The sequence below is a fragment of the Cupriavidus sp. FW306-1B-F12B genome, from assembly GCF_058781795.1.
In genome coordinates, this window is sequence record NZ_JBYSXC010000002.1 from 294,410 (window position 1) to 319,070 (window position 24,661).

The following is a 24,661-nucleotide window of genomic DNA, read 5'->3' on the forward strand; positions in this document are numbered from 1 at the left end:
CTTGCTGCGGGGCCCCGCGCAACGCCTGCTCAGGCTGGCGTGCGCGGGTTCTGCGGCGCTGGCTCTCTCCCTCACTCCTTTGCGGCACCACAAAGAAAAAAGCCTCGCGCGAGCGAGGCTTTTTTCCGTCTGGCGAATGAGCAGGCTCAGGCCAGCTTCTTCAGCAGCGTGCGCAGCATGCCGATCATCTGGTCGATCTCTTCGCGCGTCACGTTCAGCGCCGGCATGAAGCGCAGCAAATTGGCGCGCGGCGCGTTCAGCAGCAGGCCTTGCGGTGCCATGTCGCGGGCTTCTTCCACCAGTTGCGGGCCGATGTCCTTGCCCAGCATCAGCGCGCGCAGCAGGCCGTTGCCGCGTTCGCCGGCCAGGCCGAACTCGGCGGACAGCGCCAGCAGCTGTTCCCTCAGGTATTCGCCCTTGGCCTTGACGTCGTCGAGGAAGCCCGGCGCGGTCAGCTGCTCGATCACGGCGCTGCCCACCGCGGTCATCAGCGGGTTGCCGTTGTAAGTGCCGCCCTGGTCGCCGGCCTCGAAGCTGGCGACCTCGGCCTTGCACAGCAGCGCCGACAGCGGCACGCCGCCGCCGATGCCCTTGCCCAGCGTCATGATGTCCGGCTCCACGCCCGCCAGCTCGTAGGCGAACAGGGTGCCGCAGCGGCCGCAGCCGGTCTGCACTTCATCGACGATCAGCAGCAGCCTGTGCTTGTCGGCCAGCGCGCGCAGGCCCTGCATGAACTCCCGCGTGGCGGGGATCACGCCGCCTTCGCCCTGCACCGGTTCCAGCATGATGCCGACGGTATTGTCGGTGATCAGCTTCTCCACCGAGGCCAGGTCGTTGAGATCGGCGCGCGGGAAGCCCGGCACCTGCGGCGCGAAGATGGTGTCCCAGCCGGCCTTGCCCGACGCGCTCATGGTGGCGAGCGTGCGGCCATGGAAGCTGTGGTCCATGGTGATGATCTCGAAGGCGCCGTCCTTGTGCTTGCGGCCCCATTTGCGCGCCAGCTTGATCGCGCCTTCGTTGGCCTCGGCGCCGCTGTTGGCGAAGAAGACCTTGTCGAAGCAGCTGTGGTCGGTCAGCTGCCGGGCCAGCTTGAGCATCGGCTCGTTGTAGAAGGCCGGGCTCGGGTTGATCAGCCGGTGCGACTGGGCCACCAGCGCGTCGATCATGCCCTGGTTGGAATGGCCCAGGCAGTTCACTGCCCAGCCCTGCACGAAGTCCAGGTATCGCTTGCCGTTGTGATCCGTCAGCCAGGAGCCCTTGCCCTCGGTGAACACGAGCTCGGGCCGGTTGGTGATGTACATCAGGGATTGGACGGGATACTCAGCAAATGCCATGGCGGACTCCAGGGGTCGGCTTTAAACGATGGACGGACGGGCGTAACAACCGGGACAAAAACAAAAAGCCACGGGGGTTGCCCGTGGCTCGTTGACATGAACAGACGCAGTCGACGGTCAGCCGCGCGGCACCCCAGCGGGGAGCGACGTACGGAAGCTGCGGCGTCGGTTGAAGGTCATGTGCATGCGGGCAAATATAAGGCGCATGCGCCCGGGTGTCAAAACGAATTTTGGCTGGCCCAGGCATTGTTGCGCTGAGGGAACGGCTCTCGGGCGGCCTCAGGCCGCGGGAGTGGCCGGGTGCATGTCGGCCTCGGAGGTGAACGAGTCGGCGAAGAACGCGTCCTCGTGCAGCTTGCACTGGCGGGTGAAGTCGCCGCGCGCGGCATTGATCATCACCGGGGCGCCGCAGGCATAGACCTCGTGGCCCGACAGGTCGGGATGGTCGGCGATCACGGCCTGGTGGACAAAGCCGGTGCGGCCCTGCCAGTTGTCTTCAGGCAGCGCGTCGGAGATCACCGGCACGTAGCGGAAGTTGGGCAGCTCGCGCGCCCACTGCTCGCACAGCGCGTGCATGTACAGGTCCTTGGGCCGGCGGCCGCCCCAGTACAGGGTCATCGGGCGCTGGATGCCGGTGTAGGCGGCGTGCTCGACGATGGCCTTGATCGGCGCGAAGCCGGTGCCGGAAGCCAGCAGGATGATCGGGGCCTCGGACTCCTCGCGCAGGAAGAAGCTGCCCAGCGGGCCCTCGAAGCGCAGGATGTCGCGCTCCTTCATGGCCGGCTGGCCTTCCCTGGCGCCGAAGACATAGTCGGTGAAGGCGCCGCCGGGCATATGGCGGATATGCAGTTCGATCGGGCCGTCTGCATGCGGTGGCGTGGCGATCGAATAGCTGCGGCGCTTGCCGTCGCGCAGCAGGAATTCCACGTACTGGCCGGCCAGGTACTGCATGCGCTCGGTCGCCGGCAGCTGCAGCTTGATGGCGATCACGTCGTCGGCCAGGCGCTCGATCGCGGTCACGCGGCACGGCACCTTCTTGATCGGGATGTCGCCCGCGCCGTGGACTTCGCGGCACTCGATGGTGACGTCCGAGGCGGCGTTGGCGCAGCAGAACAGGGCGCGGCCCTCGGTCTTCTCCTGCGCGGTCAGTGCCGCCGGGGCGTGGTCGCCCTGCACGATGGTGCCTTCGAGCACGCGGCCCTTGCACGAGCCGCAGGCGCCGTTCTTGCAGCCGTAGGGCAGCCCGATGCTGTGGCGCAGGGCCGCGCCAAGGATGGTTTCGTCCGCTGCCACTTCAAACTTGTGGCCGCTGGGCATGACGGTTACTTGATAAGCCATAATCGGTCTATGAGCCAAATTCTGTCGAAGCTGCAGCCCTCGCGCCTCCCACAAGTCCCGCGGCTGCCGGCGCCTTCGCGCCGGCTGGGCCGCCCGCGCCTGTTGATCGTCGGCTGCGGGGATGTGGGGACGCGCTGCCTGCGAATCCTGTCGTCGCGCATGCGTGTCTTTGCCGTGACTTCACAGCCGGCGCGCCGCGCTGAACTGCGCGCCGCCGGCGCGGTGCCGCTGGTGGCGGACCTGGACCGGCCGGCCACGCTGGCACGGCTGCACGGGCTGGCCACGCAGGTGCTGGACCTGGCGCCGCCGCCCGGGCAGGGCGAAGGCGATCCGCGCACGCGTGCCTTGCTCGCCGCCTTGCGCCGGGCGGCCTGGCGCAAGGCCAGGACGTCGGCCGGCATGCTTCCCGGCGAGCCCGCCATTCTACCCGACCGGGGCAGGCCCCGCGCTGCGTTTGTCTACGCCAGCACGTCGGGCGTGTACGGCGACCGGCAGGGCGCCCGGGTCTCGGAATTCCACGCCGTGCGGCCCCAGACCGCCCGCGCGCGCCGCCGCGTGGCCGCCGAGCAGGCAGTGCGCGGCTTCGGCCGCGATGCCGGCTGGCGTGCCAGCATCGTGCGCATCCCCGGCATTTATGCCGAAGACCGCCTGCCGCTGGCGCGCCTGCACCGCGGCACGCCCGCGCTGGTGCCGCAGGACGATGTCTACACCAGCCATATCCATGCCGACGACCTGGCGCGCACCATGGTCGCGGCGCTGTTCCGCGGCCGCGCGCAGCGCGTGGTCCATGCCAGCGACGACACCGAGCTGCGCATGGCCGACTACTTCGACCTGGTCGCCGACCGCCGCGGCCTGCCGCGCCCGCCGCGCATCACGCGCGGGCAGGCGCATGAAGTGATCGACAAGACGCTGCTGAGCTTCATGAGCGAATCGCGCCGCCTCGACAACCGCCGCCTGAAACGCGAGCTGCGCCTGCGCCTGCGTTACCCCACCGTCACCTCCTTCTTCGACACCTGACCGCCTTGCCGGCGCGCCCCAGTGCGCCTGGCACGGGGTTTGCTGCGCCTTTGCGTCATTTTATTCCTGTCTATACAGCAGCACTTCCATGGCCCCGGCCTGGTGCCGGCACCGCAATCCGTGAACCGGGGTGGTGCGAGGCCTGTTGAGGAGTCCGCTCTGGAAAGCGCCTTTCAAGGTGTTTATCCGCCTGGTTGCTTGGTGGAAGCCCTACGTTGACTTGTATATACAGGTACTGTTTAATGTCCGAAAACGAGCGCGGCCGCACGCATGGCCTGCCGTCGACGGACACACCAAAGGAGCGTACAGATGAGGAATCACAGCAGGATTCGCGGTCGGATGGCAGTGCAGGCCGCGGTGCTGGTTGCGGCATTGGGGGCTGGTGCGGCCCAGGCGCAGAACACCCAGGTCACGCTGGGCATGAGCGGCTGGACCGGTTTCGCGCCGCTGACGCTGGCCGACAAGGCCGGCATCTTCAAGAAGCACGGCGTGGACGTCGACATCAAGATGATCCCGCAGAAGGACCGCCACCTGGCGCTGGCCTCGGGCGCGATCCAGTGCGCGGCCACCACGGTGGAAACGCATGTGGCCTGGAACGCCAACGGCGTGCCCATCACCCAGATCGTGCAGCTCGACAAGTCCTACGGCGCCGACGGCCTGGCCGTGCGCAGCGACGTCAAGACCTTTGCCGACCTGAAGGGCAAGACCATCGGCGTCGATGCGCCGGGCACCGCGCCGTATTTCGGCCTGGCCTGGATGCTGAAGAAGAACGGCATGACGCTCAAGGACGTCAAGACTACCACGTTGTCGCCGCAGGCGGCCGCGCAGGCCTTCGTGGCCGGCCAGAACGACGGCGCCATGACCTATGAGCCGTACCTGTCGACGGTGCGCCAGAACCCGGACAAGGGCAAGATCCTGGCGACCACGCTCGACTACCCGATGGTGACCGACACGCTGGGCTGCGGGCCGAAGTGGCTTAAAGAGAATCCCAAGGCCGCGCAGGCGCTGGTCGACAGCTACTTCGAGGCCCTGGAGATGATCCAGAAGGAGCCGGCCAAGGCCAACGACATCATGGGCGCTGCGGTCAAGCAGACCGGCGAGCAGTTCGCCAAGTCCTCCGCCTACCTGCGCTGGCAGGACCGCGAGGCCAACCGCAAGTTCTTTGCCGGCGAGCTCGCCAGCTTCAGCAAGGAAGCAGCGGCGGTGCTGCTGGAAATCGGCGTGATCCGCCAGGTGCCGGACGTGACGGCGCTGTATGACGCGCGTTTCCTCAAGTAACCGACAGTCTTCAGGAGGCGTGACGTCATGACGCAAGCCAGACTTGGAACACCCGCCCCGGCCGCTGCCGCGGCGGTCCCTGCCGCAGCGGCGGCGCCGGTGCGCCGGCGCCACCCGTGGCTGGCCCCGCTGGTGCCGGTGGCGCCCAACACGCGCTGGATGCTGGGCCTGTCCTTCTTCGTGCTGTTCTTCGGCATCTGGGCCGTGGTAACGCTGGGCGGCTTCGTGCCGCGCACGTTCCTGGCCGACCCGATGACGATGGCCAAAGAGGGCTTCATCCTGTTCACCGAGCACAACTTCATCGGCGACATCGGCATGACCGTGTGGCGCGTGGTCGGCGGCTTCGTGCTGGCCGCGGTGCTGGCGGTGCCGCTGGGCATCTTCATGGGCGCGTACAAGGCGGCCGAGGCGTTCTTCGAGCCCTTCGTGTCGTTCTGCCGCTACCTGCCCGCGTCGGCCTTTATCCCGCTGCTGATCCTGTGGGCCGGCATCGGCGAGACCCAGAAGCTGCTGGTGATCTTCATCGGCTCGTTCTTCCAGATCGTGCTGATGGTGGCGGTCGCCGTCGGCGGCGCGCGCAAGGACCTGGTGGAGGCGGCCTACACGCTGGGCGCCAACAGCGCCGGCATCGTGCGGCGCGTGCTGATCCCCGGCGCCGCGCCCGAGATCGCCGAGATCCTGCGGCTGGTGCTGGGCTGGGCCTGGACCTACGTGATCGTGGCCGAGCTGATCGGCTCGTCGTCGGGCATCGGGCACATGATCACCGACAGCCAGGCGCTGCTCAATACCGGGCAGATCATCTTCGGCATCATCGTGATCGGCTGCATCGGCCTGGTCTCGGACCTTGTCTTCAAGCGCGCCAACCAGCGCCTGTTCCCGTGGAGTTCGATCCAATGAGCGCACTGTCCATCCAGCAGGTCTCGCGCACCTTCTCCAACCCGCGCGGCGGCCAGACCCTGGCGCTGCAGCCGGTCGACTTCGAGGTCCGCGACAATGACTTCGTCACCATCCTCGGGCCTTCGGGCTGCGGCAAGTCCACGCTGCTGCGCATCGTCGCGGGGCTGGATACACCCTCCAGCGGCCGCGTGCTGCTCGACGGCCAGCCGGTGTCCGCCCCCGGCGCGGACCGCGGCATGGTATTCCAGTCGTACACACTGTTCCCGTGGCTGACGATCGAGCAGAACGTGCGCTTCGGCTTGCGCGAGCGCGGCATGAGCGCGGCCGAGCAGAAGGAGCGCAGCGACTTCTTTATCCAGCGCGTGGGACTGCGCGGCTTCGAGCACCATTTCCCCAAGCAGCTGTCGGGCGGCATGCAGCAGCGCACCGCGATTGCGCGCGCGCTGGCCAACGATCCCAAGATCCTGCTGCTCGACGAACCGTTCGGCGCGCTCGACAACCAGACCCGGGTGCTGATGCAGGAGTTGCTGCTGGGAATATGGGAGGCGTCGCGCAAGACGGTATTATTCGTGACCCATGATATCGACGAGGCCATTTTCATGGCCAACCGGGTGGCGGTGTTTTCTGCCAGGCCGGGTCGGATCAAAAGCGAGATCGCGGTGGATTTCCCGCATCCGCGCCATTACACCGTCAAGACCACTCCGGAGTTCTCCGCGCTCAAGGCGCGGCTGACCGAGGAGATCCGCGCCGAGGCCATGGCCTCGGCCGAGCACTAGGCATCCAACCAACGCCATGAACCACGCCGCCGGCACCGCTTCTTCCGCTTCTGCCTCTCCCACCGCGCTCTACCAGCAGGTGAAGGAGTACATCGCCCGCCAGATCCAGAGCGGCGCGTGGCAGCCGGGCGACCGGGTGCCGTCGGAGCAGGAGCTGGTGAACCGCTTCAGCGTCTCGCGCATGACCGTCAACCGGGCGCTGCGCGAGCTGCAAGAGCAGGGCCGGGTGGTGCGGGTGGCCGGCGTGGGCACCTTCGTGGCGGAGCACAAGCCGCAGTCGACGCTGCTGTCCGTGGTCAACCTGCAGGACGAGATCCGCATGCGCGGCCATGACTATGCCTGCGACGTGATCCTGGTTGAGCGCGTCTCGGCCTCGATCGAGGTGGCCGCCGCGCTGGAGCTGCGCACCGGCGAATCGGTGTACCACTCGGTCTGCGTGCATCGCGAGGACGGCGTGCCGGTGCAGCTGGAGGACCGCTATGTCAACCCGCGCGTGGCGCCGGACTTCATCGGCCAGGATTTCAGCGAGACCCAGCCCGGCGAATACCTGCTGCGCCATGTGCCCTACGATCAGGTAGAGCACGTGGTCGATGCCATTGCCGCCACGCCGGAGCAGGCCGCGCAACTGGAAATGCCGGCCACGCAACCTTGCCTGATGCTGACGCGCCGCACCTGGACCAACGGCGTGCCGGTGACTTTCGTGCGCTGCCTGCATCCGGGCAACCGCTACCGCCTCGGCAGCCGCTTCCGCGCCGACGGCAACCCTGCTTTCGGCTGAATTACAAGATCCGGCCGCGCGGTCCAACTTTTACTCTAAGCTGTATAGACAGGAACATACAAATGAGCGCCAGCCAACACGACGACCAAGCTTCCCGCCCGCTGCTGACCTTGCAGCCGGGCCAAGTCACCCTGGCCGACCTGCGCCGCATCTACCGCGGCGAGGTGCGCCTGGCCATGGCCGAATCGGCCTGGGCCGGCGTGCGCGCCGCGCAGGCCACGGTGCAGGACATCATCGACGCCGACGCCGTGGTCTACGGCATCAACACCGGCTTCGGCAAGCTGGCGCAGAGCCGCATCCCGCACGACAAGCTGGCCCAGCTGCAGCGCAACCTGGTGCTGTCGCACAGCGTCGGCACCGGCCCGGACCTGGCCGAAGACACCGTGCGCCTGATCCTGGCGATCAAGGCCGTGAGCCTGGCGCGCGGCCATTCGGGCGTGCGGCCGGAACTGATCGAGGCGCTGCTGGCGCTGGCCAACCACGGCGTGACGCCGTGCATCCCGGCCAAGGGGTCGGTGGGCGCCTCGGGCGACCTGGCGCCGCTGGCGCATATGTCGTGCACGCTGATCGGCGTGGGCGACGTGCTGGTCGACGGCAAGCGCGTGCCTGCCGCCGAGGGCCTGGCGCACGCCGGCCTGCAGGCCTTCGAGCTGGGCCCCAAGGAAGGCCTGGCGCTGCTCAACGGCACCCAGGTGTCGACCGCGCTGGCACTGGCCGGCCTGTTCGCCGCCGAAGACGCCTTTGCCGCCGGGCTGGTGGCGGGCGCGCTGTCGCTGGAAGCGATCAAGGGCTCGGTCAAGCCGTTCGACGCCCGCATCCATGAGGCGCGCGGCCAGGCCGGCCAGATCGCCGTGGCCGGCTCAGTGCGCGCGATGCTGGACCGCAGCGAGATCGTCGACTCGCACAAGACCTGCGGCCGCGTGCAGGACCCATACTCGATCCGCTGCCAGCCGCAGGTGATGGGCGCGTGCCTGGACAACCTGCAGCACGCCGCGCGCATCCTGCAGATCGAGTCCAACGCCGCCTCGGACAACCCGCTGGTGTTCTCCGCGCAGGGCGACGTGGTCTCGGGCGGCAACTTCCACGCCGAGCCGGTGGCCTTTGCCGCCGACATCATCGCGCTGGCGATTGCCGAGATCGGCGCGATTTCCGAACGCCGCCTGGCGCTGCTGCTCGATACCGGGCTGTCGGGCCTGCCGCCGTTCCTGGTGCGCGATGGCGGCCTGAACTCGGGCTTCATGATCGCGCAGGTGACCGCGGCCGCGCTGGCCTCCGAGAACAAGGCGCTGGCGCATCCGTCCAGCGTCGACAGCCTGCCGACCTCGGCCAACCAGGAAGACCATGTGTCGATGGCCACCTACGGTGCGCGCCGCCTGGGCGAGATGGCCGCCAACACCGCGGTGGTGGTCGGCATCGAGGCCATGGCCGCGGCGCAGGGCATCGAGTTCCACCGCCCGCTGAAGTCGTCGCCGCTGGTGGAGCAGGAACTCGCCCGCATCCGTGCGCGCGTGGCCTTTGTCGAAGAGGACCGCTATCTGGCACCGGATATCGAAGCGATGAAGCAATGGGTGGTGCAGGGCGATGCGGGCGCGGGCTGGCCCGATGCCGTGCGCGCGATCCTGCCGACCAACCTGTCGTAACGCGCCCCGCGCCGACACTGCCAGACCAGACCCGCAGCAGGAGAACAAGACATGAACGCCAACGAAAACCAATTCATCCAGCGCGGCCAGCGCGAAATCCGCGCGCCACGCGGCAGCCAGCTGCACTGCAAGAACTGGCTGATCGAAGCCGCCTACCGCATGATCCAGAACAACCTCGACCCGGACGTGGCCGAGCGCCCGCAGGACCTGGTGGTCTACGGTGGCATTGGCAAGGCGGCGCGCAACTGGGAGTGCTTCGACGCCATCCTGGACAGCCTGCGCCGCCTGGGTGAGGACGAGTCGCTGCTGGTGCAGTCGGGCAAGCCGGTGGGCGTGTTCCGCACCCATGCCGATGCGCCGCGCGTGCTGATCGCCAACTCTAACCTGGTGCCGCACTGGGCCAACTGGGACAAGTTCAACGAGCTGGACCGCGCCGGCCTGATGATGTACGGCCAGATGACTGCGGGCTCGTGGATCTACATCGGCACGCAGGGCATCGTGCAGGGCACCTACGAGACCTTTGTCGAGGCCGGCCGCCAGCACTACAACGGCGACCTGTCGGGCAAGTGGATCCTGACCGCGGGCCTGGGCGGCATGGGCGGCGCGCAGCCGCTGGCGGGCGTGCTGGCCGGCGCCTGCGTGCTGGCGATCGAGTGCCAGGAGTCGCGCATCGATTTCCGCCTGCGCACGCGTTATGTCGACAAGAAGGCCACCACGCTCGACGAGGCGCTGGCGATGATCGCCGAGGCCACGCAGAAGAAGGAAGCGATCTCGGTCGGCCTGCTCGGCAACGCCGCCGAGATCCTGCCGGAGCTGGTCAAGCGCGCGCAGGCCGGCGGCATGCGCCCGGACATCGTCACCGACCAGACCTCGGCGCACGACCTGGTCAACGGCTACCTGCCGGCCGGTTGGACTGTCGACCAATGGGAAGCGGCGCGCACGCAGGATCCCAAGTCGGTGGAAGCCGCCGCGCGCCCGTCCATCGTCAAGCACGTCCAGGCCATGCTCGACTTCCAGAAGATGGGCGTGCCGACGGTCGACTATGGCAACAATATCCGCCAGGTCGCGTTCGACGAGGGCGTGAAGAACGCCTTTGATTTCCCGGGCTTCGTGCCGGCCTATATCCGTCCGCTGTTCTGCCGCGGCAAGGGCCCGTTCCGCTGGGTCGCGCTGTCGGGCGATCCGGAGGATATCTACAAGACCGATGCCAAGATGAAGGAGCTGTTCCCCGAGGACAAGCACCTGCACCGCTGGCTCGACATGGCGCACGACCGCATCGCCTTCCAGGGCCTGCCCGCGCGCATCTGCTGGGTGGGTCTGGACGAACGCCACCGCGCCGGCCTGGCCTTCAACGAGATGGTCAAGTCTGGCGAGCTGAAGGCGCCGGTGGTGATCGGCCGCGATCACCTGGACTGCGGCTCGGTGGCTTCACCCAACCGCGAGACCGAGGCCATGCGCGACGGCTCGGATGCGGTGTCGGACTGGCCGCTGCTCAACGCGCTGCTGAACACCGCGGGCGGTGCCACCTGGGTCAGCCTGCACCATGGCGGCGGCGTCGGCATGGGCTTCTCGCAGCATTCGGGCGTGGTGATCGTGTGCGACGGCACCGATGCCGCGGCCCGGCGCATCGAGCGCGTGCTGTGGAACGACCCGGCCACCGGCGTGATGCGTCATGCGGATGCGGGCTATGACATCGCCATCGAATGCGCGCACGAGAAGGGCCTGAACCTGCCGATGGTGAAGGGCGCATGAGCCTGACGCTATTTCAACGATTCGCGCTGGCCGAGATCGCGCCCACGCGCTGGAAGAACGGTGGCGGCAACACGCGCGAGATCGCGGTGTGGCCGCCGGGCGCCGGCATGGATGAATTCATGTGGCGCCTGAGCGTGGCCGATATCGGGCAGGACGGCCCGTTCTCGGCGTTTCCCGGCATCGATCGCCAGATCGTGCTGCTGGAGGGCGCCGGCGTCACGCTGCGTGCGGACGACGCCAGCTTCAGCCACCGCCTTGAACATATCGGCGAGCCCTTCGCCTTCTCCGGCGATACCAGCCTGCAGGCGACGCTGATCGACGGCGTTACGCGCGACTTCAATGTGATGACGCGGCGCGGCCACTGCCGCGCGCGCGTCGAGGCGTTCCGGCATGGGTTTGCGCCTGGCGCCGGCGGCCATGCCGTCTGCCTGCTGGCCGTCAGCGGCGCATGGCAGGCGCAGGATGCCGGCCTGCTGCTGCAAGCGGGCGAAGGGGCGCTCTACGGCGCTGCGGAACCCCCATCCACGCCATCGTTTGAACCTGTGGGCGACGCGGCCCTGTGCCTGTGCGTCACCCTTGAGACGGAGCCCGGTCAATGACGCTACCCTCTGTATCGTCCGCGCCCAGCGCGGACGGCGTCTGGCACAACTGCCACCTGCTGCCCGATGCCGATCCGGCGCACGCGATCCCCGATGCCGCGCTGGTGGTGGAGCATGGGCGCATCGCCTGGCTGGGCGCCGCCGCGGACCTGCCCGACGCCTATCGCGGCGCGGCGCGCCATGATGCCCACGGGGCATGGATCACGCCCGGGCTGGTCGACTGCCATACGCACCTGGTCTACGGCGGCCAGCGCGCCGACGAGTTCGCGATGCGGCTGGCCGGCGCCGGCTACGAAGAGATTGCGCGCGCCGGCGGCGGCATCGTCTCGACCGTGCGCGCCACGCGTGCCGCAGATGAAGACACGCTGTTTGCCCAGGCCGCCGCGCGCCTGCAGCCGCTGCTGGCCGAGGGCGTCACCGCCATCGAGATCAAGTCGGGCTACGGGCTGAACCTTGAAGCCGAGCGCAAGCAGCTGCGCGTGGCGCGCCGGCTTGGCGAGCACTTTGGCGTCTCGGTCCACACCACCTTCCTGGGCGCGCATGCATTGCCGCCGGAATACGCGGGCCGTGCCGATGACTACATCGACCTGGTCTGCAACACCATGCTGCCGGCACTGTCCGACGAAGGGCTGGTCGACGCCGTCGATGCCTTCTGCGAATCGATCGGCTTTTCGATTGCGCAGACCGGGCGCGTGTTCGAGGCGGCGGCGCGCCATGGCGTGCGCGTCAAGCTGCATGCCGAGCAACTGAGCAACCTCGGCGGCGCCGCGCTCGCCGCTCGCCACCGCGCCTTGTCCGCCGATCACCTCGAGCATCTCGACGAGGCCGGCGTCGCGGCGATGGCGGAGGCCGGCACGGTGGCGGTGCTGCTGCCCGGCGCCTACTATTTCCTGCGCGACACCAACCTGCCGCCGATCGCGCTGCTGCGCCAGTACGGCGTGCCGATGGCAATCTCGACCGATCACAATCCGGGCACGTCGCCGGTCACTTCGCTGCTGCTGATGATGAATATGGCCTGCACCCTGTTCCGCCTGACCGTGCCCGAAGCGCTTGCCGGCGTGACCGGGCACGCCGCGCGTGCGCTGGGCGCATCGGATCGCCACGGGCGGCTGGAAGCGGGGCGCGTGGCCGACTTCGCGCTGTGGCGCATCGATTCGCCCGCCGAGCTGGCGTACTGGTTCGGCCGCAACCCGGTCGCGACGGTGGTGCGGCAAGGGCGTGTGCATGCGCACGAAGGAGCCTCGGCATGAGCGGCACGCAACTCTTCGCTCCGTTTGCGCTGCTGCCAACCGGCTGGGCGCGCGATGTGCTGCTGGCCTGGGATGAGCAGGGCCGCTTCACCACCGTGCAGACCGGCGTACTGCCGGGTGCAGGCGTGCCGCATGCGGCCGGTCCCGTGCTGCCCGGCATGCCCAACCTGCACTCGCATGCGTTCCAGCGCGGCTTTGCCGGCCTGACGGAATTCCGAAGCCGCCCGCAGGGCGACGATCCGGCTGGCGCCGATTCATTCTGGAGCTGGCGCACGCTGATGTACCGCTTCGCGCAGCGGCTCTCGCCGGACACGCTGGAGGCCATTGCCACCCAGCTTTATATCGAGATGCTGCGGGCGGGCTACACCAGCGTGTGCGAGTTCCACTACGTCCATCACGATGCCGGCGGCAAGCCCTATGCCGATGCCGCCGAGATGTCGCTGCGGCTGCTGCGCGCGGCGCAGCGCACCGGCATCGGCATGACGCTGCTGCCGGTGCTGTACCAGACCGCCGGCTTTGGCGGCAAGCCGCCGCTGGCCGAGCAGCGCCGCTTCCTGCACGACACCGACGCGATGCTGCGGCTGCTGGAACGGCTGGCTCCCGCGTGCGCGCAGTCCGGCGCGCGGCTGGGGCTGGCACCGCACTCGCTGCGCGCGGTGCCGGAGGAAAGCCTCGCGCACGCACTGGCGGGACTGCAGGCGATCGATCCGCAGGCGCCCATCCATATCCATATCGCCGAGCAGCAGAAAGAGGTCGACGACTGCATCGCGTGGTCGGGCACGCGCCCGGTGACGTGGCTGTTCGACCATGTACAGGTCGACGCGCGCTGGTGCCTGGTGCACGCTACCCATATGGACTGGGACGAGCGCCGGCGCCTGGCGCACAGCGGCGCGGTGGCTGGCATCTGCCCGACCACCGAGGCCAACCTGGGCGACGGCGTGTTCGAGGCCGCGCCCTACCTGGCGCAGCAGGGCGCATGGGGCATCGGCTCCGACAGCCATGCCAGCGTCAGCGTGGCCGAGGAGCTGCGCTTGTTCGAATACGGCCAGCGGCTCGGCCTGCAGCGGCGCAATGTGCTGGCGTCCGACACGCATGCACAGGTGGCTGACCGGCTGTATCTCGAAGCCGTGGCTGGTGGCACGCGTGCCAGCGGCCGCGCCGTGGCGGGGCTTGTGCCAGGGCAGCAGGCCGATTTCGTGGTGCTGGATGGCGCGCATCCGACGCTGGCGGGCCTCGACGGCCCGCAGGCGCTGGCCACCCATGTGTTTGCCTGCCACGGTCATGAGACACTAGCGGATGTCCGCACCGCCGGACGCAGCCGCGTGCAGCATGGCGCGCATCCGCTGCAGGCGGATGCGGGGCGCCTGTTCATCGCGGCGCGCGCCGGCCTGCTGGCCGACTGAAACCGGGCTACGCCCACTGCATCGCAAAGACAATGTCCTTCTCCACCGATACCCCCGCCTTCACCCTGCATCGCGGCACGCGCCCGTTGCTGGTATCGATGCCGCACGTCGGCACGCACCTGCCGGCTTCGGTCTCGCAGCGCCTGACGGCCGAAGCGCGCACCGTGCCCGACACCGACTGGCACCTGGAACGCCTCTACAGCTTCGCCCGCGAGCTGGGTGCGTCGGTGCTGGTGGCCACGCATTCGCGCTACGTGGTCGACCTGAACCGCCCGCCCGATAACGCCAACCTGTATCCCGGCCAGGACACCACGGGCCTGTGCCCGGTCGACACCTTCGACAAGACGCCGCTGTACGCCGACGGCAACGGCCCCGACGATGCGGAAATCGCCGCACGCCGCGATGCGATCTGGCGCCCGTACCACCAGGCGCTGGCCGCTGAACTGGCCCGCCTGAAGGCGGAGCACGGCACCATCGCGCTGTGGGATGCGCATTCGATCCGCTCGGTGCTGCCGCGCTTCTTCGAAGGCAGGCTGCCGGACTTCAACCTCGGCACGGCCAACGGCGAGAGTTGCGACGCGTCGCTTGCGGACCAGCTGCTCGAGCAGGCCGGCGCGGTGGCCGGCCATACCGCGGTGCTCAACGGGCGCTTCAAGGGCGGCTATATCACGCGCCAATACGGCAAGCCGCAGGACGGCGTGCACGCGGTGCAGCTCGAGCTGTCGCAGGTCGCCTACATGAGCGAGACGTATCCGTTCGCCTACGACGAGGCGCGTGCGGCGGCATTGCAGCCGGCTTTGCGAGGGATGCTGGCGACGGTGCTTGAGTTCGTCGAAACGCGCTAGGGCGCTGGCGCGGCACGATGGCTGCCGCGCAGCGCTGCCAGCTCACGCCAAGCGCTGACCAAGCCGCAGGCGGTAGAGCGAAGTGCTGGCGGCGATGAACAAGGCATTGCCCTCGGCGCCGCCGAAGGTGAGGTTGCCGACCTTCTCCGGCACGGGAATATGCGCCAGCCGCGTCCCGTCCGGATGGAAAACCTGCACGCCGCTGGCGCTGCTGGCAAAGAGCCAGCCGCGCCGGTCCACGCGAAATCCGTCCGGCAGTCCGGGCGCGATGACGGCGAAGACCCGCGGGTTGGCCAGCACCCGCCCCGCAACGACGTCGAAGGCGATGATGTGGTGATGACCATCGTCGCGCAATGCCGCCGAGGTATCGGAGACATAGAGCACGTCTTCATCGGGCGAGAATGCCAGCCCGTTTGGCTCTTCTATAAGGTCGCTGGCGACTTCCAGCGCACCGACGGCGGGATCGTAGCGAAACACATAGTTGTGCCGCAGCTCGGGATCGGCCCGGTGGCCTTCGCGGTCCGACAGGATCCCATACGGCGGATCGGTGAACCACAGGGTGCCATCGCGCTTGACCACGATGTCGTTGGGCGAATTCAGGCGACGCCCCTGATAGTGGCTGACGACCAGTTCGTCTTCGCCCTGGCGGGCACCGCTGCGATGCGTCCGCACGATGGCCCGCTGTCCGTGCGAGCAATGCAGCAGCGAGCCGTCCGCTTCCAGGGCGTGGCCGTTGGTGAACTCGGCGCCAGCGCGCCAGACCGACATGCCATCCGCGGCGCTCCAGCGCAGGATGCGGTCGTTGGGGATGTCGCTCCACAGCACCGCATCTTCGTCAGGCAACCATACCGCCCCCTCGCTCCAGGTCGCCCCGCGTGCCAGTTGCTCGAGCCGTTCGCCCGCCAGCGGCAGCTCGCGTGCGCGCTCATCGAATATCTGGACTGTATCCATGGTCTTCCTTTATCCCGTTGCAAAGACACCCAGGCGGTCTTTACACGAACTGCCACAGCAAGAGGACCAGGCCAAGGGCTGCGATACCGGCAAGCGTCGTCAGCACCGTCCAGCTCCTTAGTCCATCACCGACGCTCAGGCCCAGCATCCGGGTCACGATCCAGAAGCCCGCATCGTTGACATGGGAGACCGCCATGCCGCCCGCTCCCATCGCCAGGCCGATCAGGGCCAGATGGTTGGGGCCGAGCGATGCCTGCTTGACCAGCGGGGCGATGATGCCGGCAGTGGTCATCAGCGCTACGGTGGTGGGCCCCTGTGCCGCGCGCAACAGCATCGCCAGCAGGAACGCGAGGACGGCCAGCGGCAGACCCGAAGACTGCAGCGACGTCGCCAGCGCGGGGCCGATTCCGGTCGACACCAGGATCTTGGCGAAAGCGCCGCCGGCGCCGGTGATCAGGATCACCACCGATACGGTCGGGATGGCGGCGCCGGCCACCTCGGACACCGTCGCCAGCGGCGCGCCGCGACGGATGCCAAGCAGGTAGGCACAGAGCATCAGGCCCAGCAACAGCGCGACGTACGGGATGCCGAGAAATATCAGCGCCGAGCGCCCGAAGAAGTCTTGCGGCAACAGCAACTGGGCCAGCGTCCCGGCCAGGATCAGCACGATCGGCAGCGCGATCAGCCCGGCGACGAGACGGGCGCCTGGCGGCACGCCGCTGCCCAGACTGGCGGATGCCGCATGGACCTTTGGCGCGCTGCCTGTGACCTGGCCCGTTTCGGCGGCGATATCGGCTGCCATCTGGAACGGCCGCCTGGTCACTCGCCGCGATGCCAGGAAAGTCACGAGGCCAGTGACCAGCGCGACCGGCAGGCCGATCAGCAGCAGGCGACCGATCTCGATGCCGAGTTCTCCGGCCACTGCCACCATGCCCGGGTGCGGCGGCAGCAGGGCATGCACCACCAGCAACACCGCGCACACCGGCAGGCCAATCACCACCAGCGGAATGCCGCGGGTGCGCGTGAGCCCGTAGACCAGCGGCATCAGCATCATGACGCCGACTTCAAAGAACACCGGAATGCCGACGCCGAATGCGGTACAGGCCATCAGCCGGTTGGCCAGCACCTGCGCGCCGCCCGACAATTCAATCATGCGCCCGATCATCGCGCCGAAGGCGATGATCACCGCGACATGGCCCAGGGTCTTGCCCAGGCCGCCTTCGACCGCATCGGCGATCTGGCTCACCGGCACGCCGGCCACGACGGCGACGCCCGTGGCCACCAGGATCAGTGCCAGGAAGGGGTGCAGCTTTGCGATCAGGATCAGGGCGAGCAACAGCAGGATCGCTGCCGCACCGCCGAATATCAGTATTGCCACGTCTATTCCTTGTGTTCGGCCGGCCACGCCTGCGGCCGGTGCGTGCCGGACGACGATGCCGGCTGTGAGGGAAAGCTGGTGATGCCCCAGCCGATGGGCCGTCGTCGATTGCCCGGGTGCCTGGAATCGGGGCCCCAGATCGCCTGATAGGTGTCGATGCAGAAGCCCGCGTGCTGCAATGCCAGCGCGAGCGCCGCCAGCGTCAGCCACCAGGCGCCCAGCAGCAGCGGCATCCAGCGCGGCGCATCGGCGAGCGCGAGGCCGATGCCGATGGTTGCGATGGCAAGCGGCAGCGAACTCCAGCCAATGACCTTGTGCAGCCACTCGAACACGACCCGGCGCGCGCTCATGTCGTAGTGGTCGCCGCGCAGGCAGTCGCTGGTGGGCCCGCCCTTGCTGCCGCGCAACAGCCCGCCGCCTACCTGCAGCGCGGCGCAGGCCACCAGTGCCCAGCCGCCGAGGTGGTGCCAGCGCGCCAGCGCATCGGGCATGCCGCCGTGGCCCAGGACCAGCAGCACGCCCACCGACATCAGCGCAACGCCGCTGCCCTGCATCCACAAGTGGGCGCGCCACCAGGTCTTGCGATCGAGCACGGCAGGCCAGGCTTGCGACGGCGTCACCTTGAAGAAGCGGGCGACCAGGATGCCGAGCGGCAGCAATAGCCCCCAGCTGAGCACCATCAGGCGCCCATGCCAGGCGACCCAGGGCACGACGTGGTGCGGCGCGGCGGTGCCGGACAACGGCAGGCTCAGCCATTGCGCGGGCCTGCCGGGCGCGGCCAGCGCGGCGAGAATGACGAGGCAAAGCGTGAGGCCGAGCGGCAATATCCAGCGCACGGCTGCGGGAAGCGCAGGTGGCATTTCCGATCTCCTGATGCGCGGAGAATTCCTTTGAATGGGACAGAAGGTGAATGGCGGCGGCGAGGTTTCGCTATACCGGGATCGCCCGCGTGCTGGCGACGCGCTGTGGCCGGTGTTGTGCCGTCACCCTTGTCTGGCAGCGCGGGCGCAGCTAGATGGCGGTTGCGGCGGCCAGCAACGGCGCCGCATGTGATACGCCTGAATTGAGTGGGACAGCAGTTTGCATGACCGAATGTCTCCATCCACCCTTTCAAAGGGCGGTGATCTTATTGGAATGGGTAATTGGCGGCGCCGCGCAACCAGAATGCGGCTTGAGCCTGCTGCAGGGCCAATGGCCAGCGCGCAGGAAAGTGGAGACAACTATAGCAATGGCCGGAATATGCTTCTAATCAAATGATCGAATCTCCGCTTTACCTCAGGTTATCGCTTGGGGATTCTGGAAAACGCTGCGGCGTTATCGGGCGCAGGATCCGCTTGAGGGTTTGATCGCACCTCGGCCCCGACATAACGCAACACTGAACAAAAAAAGCCCGGCCTGAAGCCGGGCTGCGAGCCACGCCAGCGAAGGCCTATTTCTTCACGACATTCTTGTCGGCCTTGCTCCCCGTCGCCGCGTTGTACTTCTCCACATACGCTTCGAACAACTTGCGGATCGAGCGCCCGATCTTGGCGTAGTCAGCTTCATTCAGGTTGGCCAGCGACACCCGCCCTGACGGGTGGCGCGTGCCGAAGCCGCGGCCCGGCAGCAGCACCACGCCTGCCTCATCGGCCAGCTGGAACAGCAGTTCGTTCGGCTCGACCGAGTTCATCACCCATTTGACGAAGTCCGGACCGATCGCCTTGCCGCCCAGCTGCTCGATATCGAGCAGCGTGTAGTAGTCCACGGCATTCGGGTCGTCGCTTTCCGGCGCGATGCCGATCTCGCGGTACAGCGCGGCCTTGCGGCTGCGGATCAGCCGCTTCATCGCATTCTTGTAGTTGTCCGGCGTATCCATCAGCGAGAACAGCGAGAACAGCACCATCTGCACCTGCTGCGGGGTCGACAGGCCGGCCGTGTGGTTCAGCGCCACCGTGCGGCTGTCGGCCACCAGGCGGTCGATGAACTTGAGCTTCTGCGGCTCGGTGGTGATCGAGCTGTAGCGCTGGTTCAGTTGCTGGCGTTGCGCGTCGGGCAGCTTGCCGATCTGCAGGTCGAAGATATTGTCGCGGTGCGTGGCGATCACGCCCAGGCGCCAGCCGGTCGCGCCGAAGTACTTGGAGAACGAGTACACCAGGATGGTATTCTTCGGGCACATCGCGAACAGCGAGACGAAGTTGTCGGCAAAGGTGCCGTAGACGTCGTCGGTCAGGATGATCAGGTCCGGGCGCTCCTTGACGATCGAGGCCAGGTACTCCAGGCTTTCGTCGCTCATGCGCACCGAGGGCGGGTTGCTCGGGTTGACCAGGAAGAAGGCCTTGACCTTGGGGTCGCGCAGCTTGTCGAGCTCCTTCTTCGAATACTGCCAGTGCGACTCGGGATCGGCATTGACCGACACTTCCACCAGCTGGTAGTCGTTCAGTTCCGGGATCTCGATATACGGCGTGAAGATCGGCATGCCCAGCGCGATGGTGTCGCCGGCCTTGAGCAGGTGGTTCTCGCGAATGGAGTTGAACAGGTAGGTCATCGCCGCGGTGCCGCCTTCAACCGCGAACAGGTCGAAATCGCCGATGAACGGATGGTCGCCGATCATCTCCTTGCGGATGTACTGGCCGACCACGACCTCAGACAGCTTCAGCATGCGGTCCGGCACCGGGTAGTTGCAGGCCAGGATGCCTTCGCACATTTCATAGAGGAAATCTCCCGCGCTCAGGCCGAGCTGGTCGCGCACATACGACACCGCGCCGGCCAGGAACTTCACCCCCGGGGTGTCGGCAAACTCGCGCGCAAACAGGTTGAAGCGTTCCTCGATGCCTTCGCGGCGCGGGAAGCCGCCCACGCCCTCGGGCATGTAGGAGAACGAGCGCTCGGACTCGCGCATGGCAAACAGGCCCAGTTGCCAGAAGCCGTGGCGCGGCACGGTGGCGAGAAAGTTGGGGTTGCCGCGGCCGGCGTTCAGCATCAGGCGTTCCGCGTCGCTGCTGGCCAGCTTGATCAGCTCGTCCTTCAGCTCGAAGGGGGAGAGGCTGGACAGCTTGGAGATATCGAACTTGCTCATGGCTTGCTCCTGTGTGGACGCTTGTCGGTAGGGCTGGCGGGCCGGGGGGAGAGGGAAGACCCGCGCAGCAGGAGAGATATCGAAGGAAACGCGCGCTAGACGAGCCCGACCACCAGTGGCCCCAGCAGCGTTAGCAGCACGTTGGCCAGGGCGTAGGTGATGGCGAACGGCACCGTCGGCACCGGGCTTTCGGCCTTGTCCAGGATGCCGCCGAAGGCCGGGTTGGCACTGCGCGAGCCTGACAGCGCGCCAGCCAGCACGGCGGCGTTGTCGTACTTCAGCACGTAGCGGCCGAACAGCATCGTCAGGAACAGCGGCAGCAGCGTCACCACCGCGCCCAGCAGGAAGATGGTCAGCCCGCTCTGGCGCAGCGTGGTCACCGCCTGCAGGCCGGAGTTGATGCCGACGATGGCCACGAACGCGGCCAGCCCGAAGTCCTTCAGCAGCTGGCACGCCGCGGTCGGCATCGCGCCGAACATCTTGTGCTTGGACCGCGCCCAGCCAAACACCAGGCCCGACAACAGCGCGCCGCCGCCGGCGCCGAGCGTCAGCGGGATCGAGCCCACACGCCACACCAGCAGGCCGATCAGCAGGCCCACCAGCACCCCGGCGCCGAAGTAGACGAAGTCCGTCTTCTCGCTGGGCACCAGCTCATAGCCGGCGGTCTGCGCGGCACGCTTGGTGTCGGCGGGGGTGCCGTACAGCGTGATGATGTCGCCGTGCTGCAGCTTGAGGTCCGGCAGCAGCGGCAGCGGATGGTCGAAGCGCTCGATGCGCTCGATATACACGCCGTGGCGCATGTCGCGGCCGACAGTGTCGACGATCTCGGCCACGGTCTTGTTGTTCATGCCCTTGGCGGTGAACACCACGTTGCGTGACTGCATCACCGCGCCCATACCGTCGGCATCGGCCACTTCCACGCCGATCTGCGCGGCCGTCGGCACGATTGCATCGCGGCGACCGACCAGCAGTACCAGGTCGTCGTGCTGCAGCACCAGGTCCTGCGTGACTTCGATCTGCTTGCCGCCGCGCTGCACCTTCTCCACGGTCACCAGGTCCTCGCCGCCGATCTCTAGCTGCGAGACGGTCTTGCCGGAGGCATCGTTCACGCGGTACAGCCGGCCCACCAGGCGCGGCAGCGCGCCGCGCTGGCCCGGGCCATATTGCGGCAGGCCGCCGCTGAGCTGGGCTTCCATCTTCTTGGCGTCGGTCTTCAGGTCCGACTTCATGAAGCGCGGCAGAATGTTCACGCACACGATGATCGCACCCAGCGAGCCGAACACATAGGTCACGGCATAGCCGATTGCCACATTGGCCTGCATCGTCTTGACCTGGTCGGGCGGCAAGCCCAGCTTGGTGATGGCGTCACCTGCGGTGCCGATGATCGCCGACTGGGTCATGCCGCCGGCGGCCAGGCCAGCCGCCAGGCCCTTGTCGAGGTGGAACAGCCTGGCCAGCACCACCACCGTGACCAGGCCGCACACCGCCATGAACACCGCCATGGCGATCTCGCGCAACGAGCTGCGGTTCAGCGAGTTGAAGAACTGCGGACCGCTTTCATAGCCCACGGCGTAGATGAACACCGCGAACATCACGGCCTTGACGCCGTTGTCGATCTCGACGCCGACCTGGCTGATCACCACCGCGGCGAGCAGCGAGCCAGCCACGCCGCCCAGCTGGAAGCGCCCGAAGGTGATCTTGCCGATGGCGTAGCCGACCGACAGCGCAAGGAACAGCGCCGATTCCGGCGACTTCTGGAAAATCTCATGCAACCATTCCATCGAAGGCTCCTGAAGCGAGTGATGCGGGTTGGGTGAGTCGTTGCATCGGATTGCGGGGGTGGCGGAAATTCGGGGCAGGACGGGGCAGCGCAGGACTACGGGTGCGGGGCGAGCGGAGGCGGGGCATGTCCATGGCGCGGCGGCGTGTCCTTCGGGCATGAAGGTGATCATGGCGATCACGGCAATCACGGTGGCGGCGCGCACACCGCAGCTGGCAGGTGCAGCGTTGGCGCCGCGGATCGCGCATGCAGTGGCGCGACCGCATCAACCGCGTTAATGCAGCGTGAGGCATTATCCCCGCCGGTTTCCGAACAGCGTAGTGAAAGCTTTTGTCGGCGAATTAAGCGCAGTCAACACGCCGCGCGCATGACGGCGCGAGTGTGGAAGCGGTGTCGGGAGCGGTGCGCGAGGGAAGTGACGCGGGGCAGTCGGGAGGGAGGTGCCGCCTCACCCGAACGGGTGCGGCGGCAAGGGCAAATGCGCCGCTGTCAGCGCCCGCCGGCCAGGCGGGCTTCGATATGCTTGGCGCGCTCCAGCGATCCCGGGTGCGAGCTGAGCATGCTCGACTGTCCGCCATCGAGGGTCGACATCTTGCGGAACGCCGATGCCAGGGCCTGGCGGTTGGCGCCGTTTTTGGTCAGCAGGTCGAACGAATAGTCGTCGGCCGCGGTTTCCTGCCGCTGCGAGAACTGCGCATTGACGAACTGCTCGGCGAGCGCGCCGATCTGCGACGACGACAGCGCCGTCAGCGAAGCCACGCCAGTCGACCCCAGCAGCCCGCGCGCCGCAGCCGTGGTGTAGGCCACCTGCATCGCGGCCTTGGTATGGCCCAGCGACACATGGCCGATTTCATGGCCCACCACGCCACGCACTTCATCGTCGCTGAGCAGGTCCATCAGGCCGCTGTAGACCCGCACGCAACCGTTGGCCATGGCCCAGGCATTGACGTCCTTGGTCACATACACCTTGGCATTGAGTGGCAGCCCGGTGTTGCCCAGCCCGCTCATCACATTGGCCAGGCGCTTGGCGTAGGTGCTGTCCGCCGGCGCGATGGTGTTCTTCTGGTCCATTTCCGCGCAGGACTGGTCGGACAGCATCTTGACGTTGCTGTCCGACAGCGTGGCGGCGGTAAAGAGGCTGCCGCCGGCCTGCGTCAGGCTTTCCATATTGGCGCCGGCACAGCCGGCCAGCAGCGCGGAACAGGCGAGGGCGGAAAGGGCGAGTCGCTTCATGGTTCGCTCCGGGAACGGGGGTTGGCAATGCCATAGGATAGGAAGCCGGGCGAGGGCGCGCCAGTGGGCGCCGTCCGACAGGCGCTCAGGCAAAGTGGCTGGCAGGGCACGTCCGAGGCCAGGAGGCGTGCGCCGACCCGCGGCCGGGATGGCACCACGGAGGCAATGCTGGGAACTAGTCGGGAAGAAGCTGATGGTGCCCGGGGTCGGACTCGAACCGACACGCCTTGCGGCGGGGGATTTTGAGTCCCCTGCGTCTACCTGTTTCACCACCCGGGCAGGGTGTAGGGCACCGGAACCGGTACCTTGCTGAGCCGGCGATTATGCCGGAAATCCCGTCGTCGGACAACCGGCGCGGGGCCGCGCAAATCCGGTAGCATGGCGCCCAGCCTCTCACACGCCCACCGTCCCGATCACTCCCGAACTGCCATGACCGACCAAGCTTCGCTGGCGCGCCTCGCCAGCCTGCCTTCGCAGGACCCCGGCTTCTACGACCGGGAATACAACAACCGTGCCAATGTGCCGGACAACGCCGTGCATATGGCGCGCTGGGCGCAGTGGTCCGCCGGCGTGCGCGCACGCAGCCGTTATCTGGCGGACCTGAGCTATGCCGGCGAGGACTCGCGCCATGCGCAGGGCGAGACGCTGGACTACTTCCCCGCGCAGCGGGCCAACGGGGCGCTGCCGCCGCTGCTGGTCTTCGTGCACGGCGGCTACTACCGGGCGCTGGACAAGCACGACCACAGCTTTGCCGCCAGCGCGCTGCCGGCGCTGGGGGTGTCGGTGGCGGTGGTGAATTACACGCTGGTGCCCGCGGTGACGGTGCCGGAGATCGTGCGGCAGGTGTTGCGCAGCGTCGCCTGGCTGTACCGGCAGGCGAACCGGCTGGGCCATGATCCGGACAAGCTTTTCCTGGCCGGGCATTCCGTCGGCGGCCACCTGGTGGCGATGCTGATGGCCGCGCGCTGGCCGCAGCTGGGCGCGGACCTGCCGGCCGACCTGGTCAAGGGCGGGCTCTCGGTCAGCGGGCTGTACGACATGGAGCCGCTGCGGCGCGCGGCCTTCCTGCAGCGCGACCTGCGGTTCTCTGAAGACGATGTCGCGCGGCTGTCGCCCGCGTATATGCCGCCGGCCAGCGGTGCCCCGCTGGCGATCGCGGTGGGGGAACTCGAGGCCGCCGAATACCACCGCCAGCACGCGCTGATCCGCGCGGCGTGGCCGGCCAAGGTTGCGCATCCGGCCGCGAGCGACCTGGTGCTGCCGGACTGCCATCACTTCAATGTGCTGGACAGCTTTGCCAGCCCGGACGGTGCCCTGACGCGCGCGGTGCTGCGGCTGATGGAGCGCTGAGCGCGCA

The 24,661-nt window shown here is 67.7% G+C and carries 20 protein-coding genes and 1 tRNA gene; 12 read left to right on the top strand and 9 right to left on the bottom strand.

From position 1 onward, the window contains the following. Positions 1–146: 146 nt before the first annotated feature. Entirely contained in the window at positions 147–1,334 is a 1,188-nt protein-coding gene (locus tag AC3WLE_RS04670) for an acetylornithine transaminase (protein WP_492356539.1), read from the bottom strand. A 279-nt stretch (positions 1,335–1,613) separates the two neighbouring features. Next, the gene (locus tag AC3WLE_RS04675; RefSeq protein WP_492319670.1) at positions 1,614–2,672 is read right to left on the bottom strand and encodes a CDP-6-deoxy-delta-3,4-glucoseen reductase; all 1,059 of its coding nucleotides are present in this window, start codon (positions 2,670–2,672) and stop codon (positions 1,614–1,616) included. Positions 2,673–2,681: 9 nt separating this feature from the next. On the opposite strand from AC3WLE_RS04675, the gene AC3WLE_RS04680 reads away from it, so the two are divergent. From AC3WLE_RS04680 to hutG, 11 genes are all read left to right on the top strand, one after another. Then, the gene (locus tag AC3WLE_RS04680) at positions 2,682–3,689 is read left to right on the top strand and encodes an NAD-dependent epimerase/dehydratase family protein (RefSeq protein ID WP_011615959.1); all 1,008 of its coding nucleotides are present in this window, start codon (positions 2,682–2,684) and stop codon (positions 3,687–3,689) included. Between the two features lie 309 nt (positions 3,690–3,998). Next, positions 3,999–4,967, top strand: coding sequence for an ABC transporter substrate-binding protein (locus AC3WLE_RS04685; RefSeq protein WP_492356538.1), 969 nt, complete (start codon positions 3,999–4,001; stop codon positions 4,965–4,967). A 27-nt stretch (positions 4,968–4,994) separates the two neighbouring features. Further along, positions 4,995–5,864 carry an ABC transporter permease gene (locus AC3WLE_RS04690; protein ID WP_010814967.1) on the top strand — a complete coding sequence of 290 codons (870 nt, stop codon included), beginning with the start codon at positions 4,995–4,997 and terminating at the stop codon, positions 5,862–5,864. Then, entirely contained in the window at positions 5,861–6,640 is a 780-nt protein-coding gene (locus AC3WLE_RS04695; RefSeq protein ID WP_010814966.1) for an ABC transporter ATP-binding protein, read from the top strand. Before AC3WLE_RS04690 ends, AC3WLE_RS04695 begins: the two co-directional genes overlap by 4 nt. 16 nt (positions 6,641–6,656) lie before the next feature. Further along, on the top strand, positions 6,657–7,418 hold the full coding sequence (gene hutC, locus AC3WLE_RS04700; protein WP_492319673.1) for a histidine utilization transcriptional repressor HutC: 762 nt from the start codon (positions 6,657–6,659) through the stop codon (positions 7,416–7,418). Positions 7,419–7,480: 62 nt separating this feature from the next. Then, complete coding sequence (hutH, locus tag AC3WLE_RS04705; RefSeq protein ID WP_492356537.1) at positions 7,481–9,058, top strand: histidine ammonia-lyase; 1,578 nt, start codon at positions 7,481–7,483, stop codon at positions 9,056–9,058. A gap of 51 nt (positions 9,059–9,109) precedes the next feature. Next, positions 9,110–10,810, top strand: coding sequence for a urocanate hydratase (gene hutU, locus AC3WLE_RS04710; protein ID WP_492319675.1), 1,701 nt, complete (start codon positions 9,110–9,112; stop codon positions 10,808–10,810). Then, positions 10,807–11,409: a HutD/Ves family protein gene (locus tag AC3WLE_RS04715; RefSeq protein ID WP_492351187.1), complete on the top strand. Its 603-nt coding sequence runs from the start codon at positions 10,807–10,809 to the stop codon at positions 11,407–11,409. Before hutU ends, AC3WLE_RS04715 begins: the two co-directional genes overlap by 4 nt. Continuing rightward, complete coding sequence (gene hutI / locus AC3WLE_RS04720; protein ID WP_492319677.1) at positions 11,406–12,659, top strand: imidazolonepropionase; 1,254 nt, start codon at positions 11,406–11,408, stop codon at positions 12,657–12,659. The genes AC3WLE_RS04715 and hutI overlap by 4 nt, the downstream gene beginning before the upstream one ends. Next, on the top strand, positions 12,656–14,062 hold the full coding sequence (locus tag AC3WLE_RS04725) for a formimidoylglutamate deiminase (RefSeq protein ID WP_492319678.1): 1,407 nt from the start codon (positions 12,656–12,658) through the stop codon (positions 14,060–14,062). The genes hutI and AC3WLE_RS04725 overlap by 4 nt, the downstream gene beginning before the upstream one ends. A 32-nt stretch (positions 14,063–14,094) precedes the next feature. Continuing rightward, complete coding sequence (gene hutG / locus AC3WLE_RS04730; protein WP_492319679.1) at positions 14,095–14,907, top strand: N-formylglutamate deformylase; 813 nt, start codon at positions 14,095–14,097, stop codon at positions 14,905–14,907. 42 nt (positions 14,908–14,949) lie between these two features. On the opposite strand, the gene AC3WLE_RS04735 is transcribed toward hutG, so the two are convergent. The 7 genes from AC3WLE_RS04735 to AC3WLE_RS04765 form a co-directional block, all read right to left on the bottom strand. Beyond that, positions 14,950–15,858 (bottom strand): SMP-30/gluconolactonase/LRE family protein, encoded by a 909-nt coding sequence (locus tag AC3WLE_RS04735; protein WP_492356536.1) that lies wholly within the window; start codon positions 15,856–15,858, stop codon positions 14,950–14,952. A gap of 40 nt (positions 15,859–15,898) precedes the next feature. Continuing rightward, positions 15,899–17,236, bottom strand: coding sequence for a GntT/GntP/DsdX family permease (locus AC3WLE_RS04740; protein ID WP_492356535.1), 1,338 nt, complete (start codon positions 17,234–17,236; stop codon positions 15,899–15,901). Between the two features lie 2 nt (positions 17,237–17,238). Then, positions 17,239–18,096: a cytochrome b561 domain-containing protein gene (locus AC3WLE_RS04745; protein ID WP_492356534.1), complete on the bottom strand. Its 858-nt coding sequence runs from the start codon at positions 18,094–18,096 to the stop codon at positions 17,239–17,241. 569 nt (positions 18,097–18,665) lie between these two features. Continuing rightward, positions 18,666–20,291 (bottom strand): bifunctional aspartate transaminase/aspartate 4-decarboxylase, encoded by a 1,626-nt coding sequence (locus tag AC3WLE_RS04750; protein WP_492319682.1) that lies wholly within the window; start codon positions 20,289–20,291, stop codon positions 18,666–18,668. 95 nt (positions 20,292–20,386) lie between these two features. Beyond that, positions 20,387–22,072 (bottom strand): aspartate-alanine antiporter, encoded by a 1,686-nt coding sequence (gene aspT, locus AC3WLE_RS04755; protein WP_492319683.1) that lies wholly within the window; start codon positions 22,070–22,072, stop codon positions 20,387–20,389. A gap of 488 nt (positions 22,073–22,560) precedes the next feature. Continuing rightward, a complete protein-coding gene (gene loiP, locus AC3WLE_RS04760) occupies positions 22,561–23,304 on the bottom strand; it encodes a metalloprotease LoiP (RefSeq protein ID WP_010814953.1) in 744 nt (247 codons plus the stop codon). A gap of 194 nt (positions 23,305–23,498) precedes the next feature. Then, positions 23,499–23,583, bottom strand: a tRNA-Leu gene (locus tag AC3WLE_RS04765). A 150-nt stretch (positions 23,584–23,733) separates the two neighbouring features. Between AC3WLE_RS04765 and AC3WLE_RS04770 the strand changes: the two genes are divergently transcribed. Further along, entirely contained in the window at positions 23,734–24,654 is a 921-nt protein-coding gene (locus AC3WLE_RS04770) for an alpha/beta hydrolase (protein WP_492356533.1), read from the top strand. Positions 24,655–24,661: the final 7 nt, after the last annotated feature.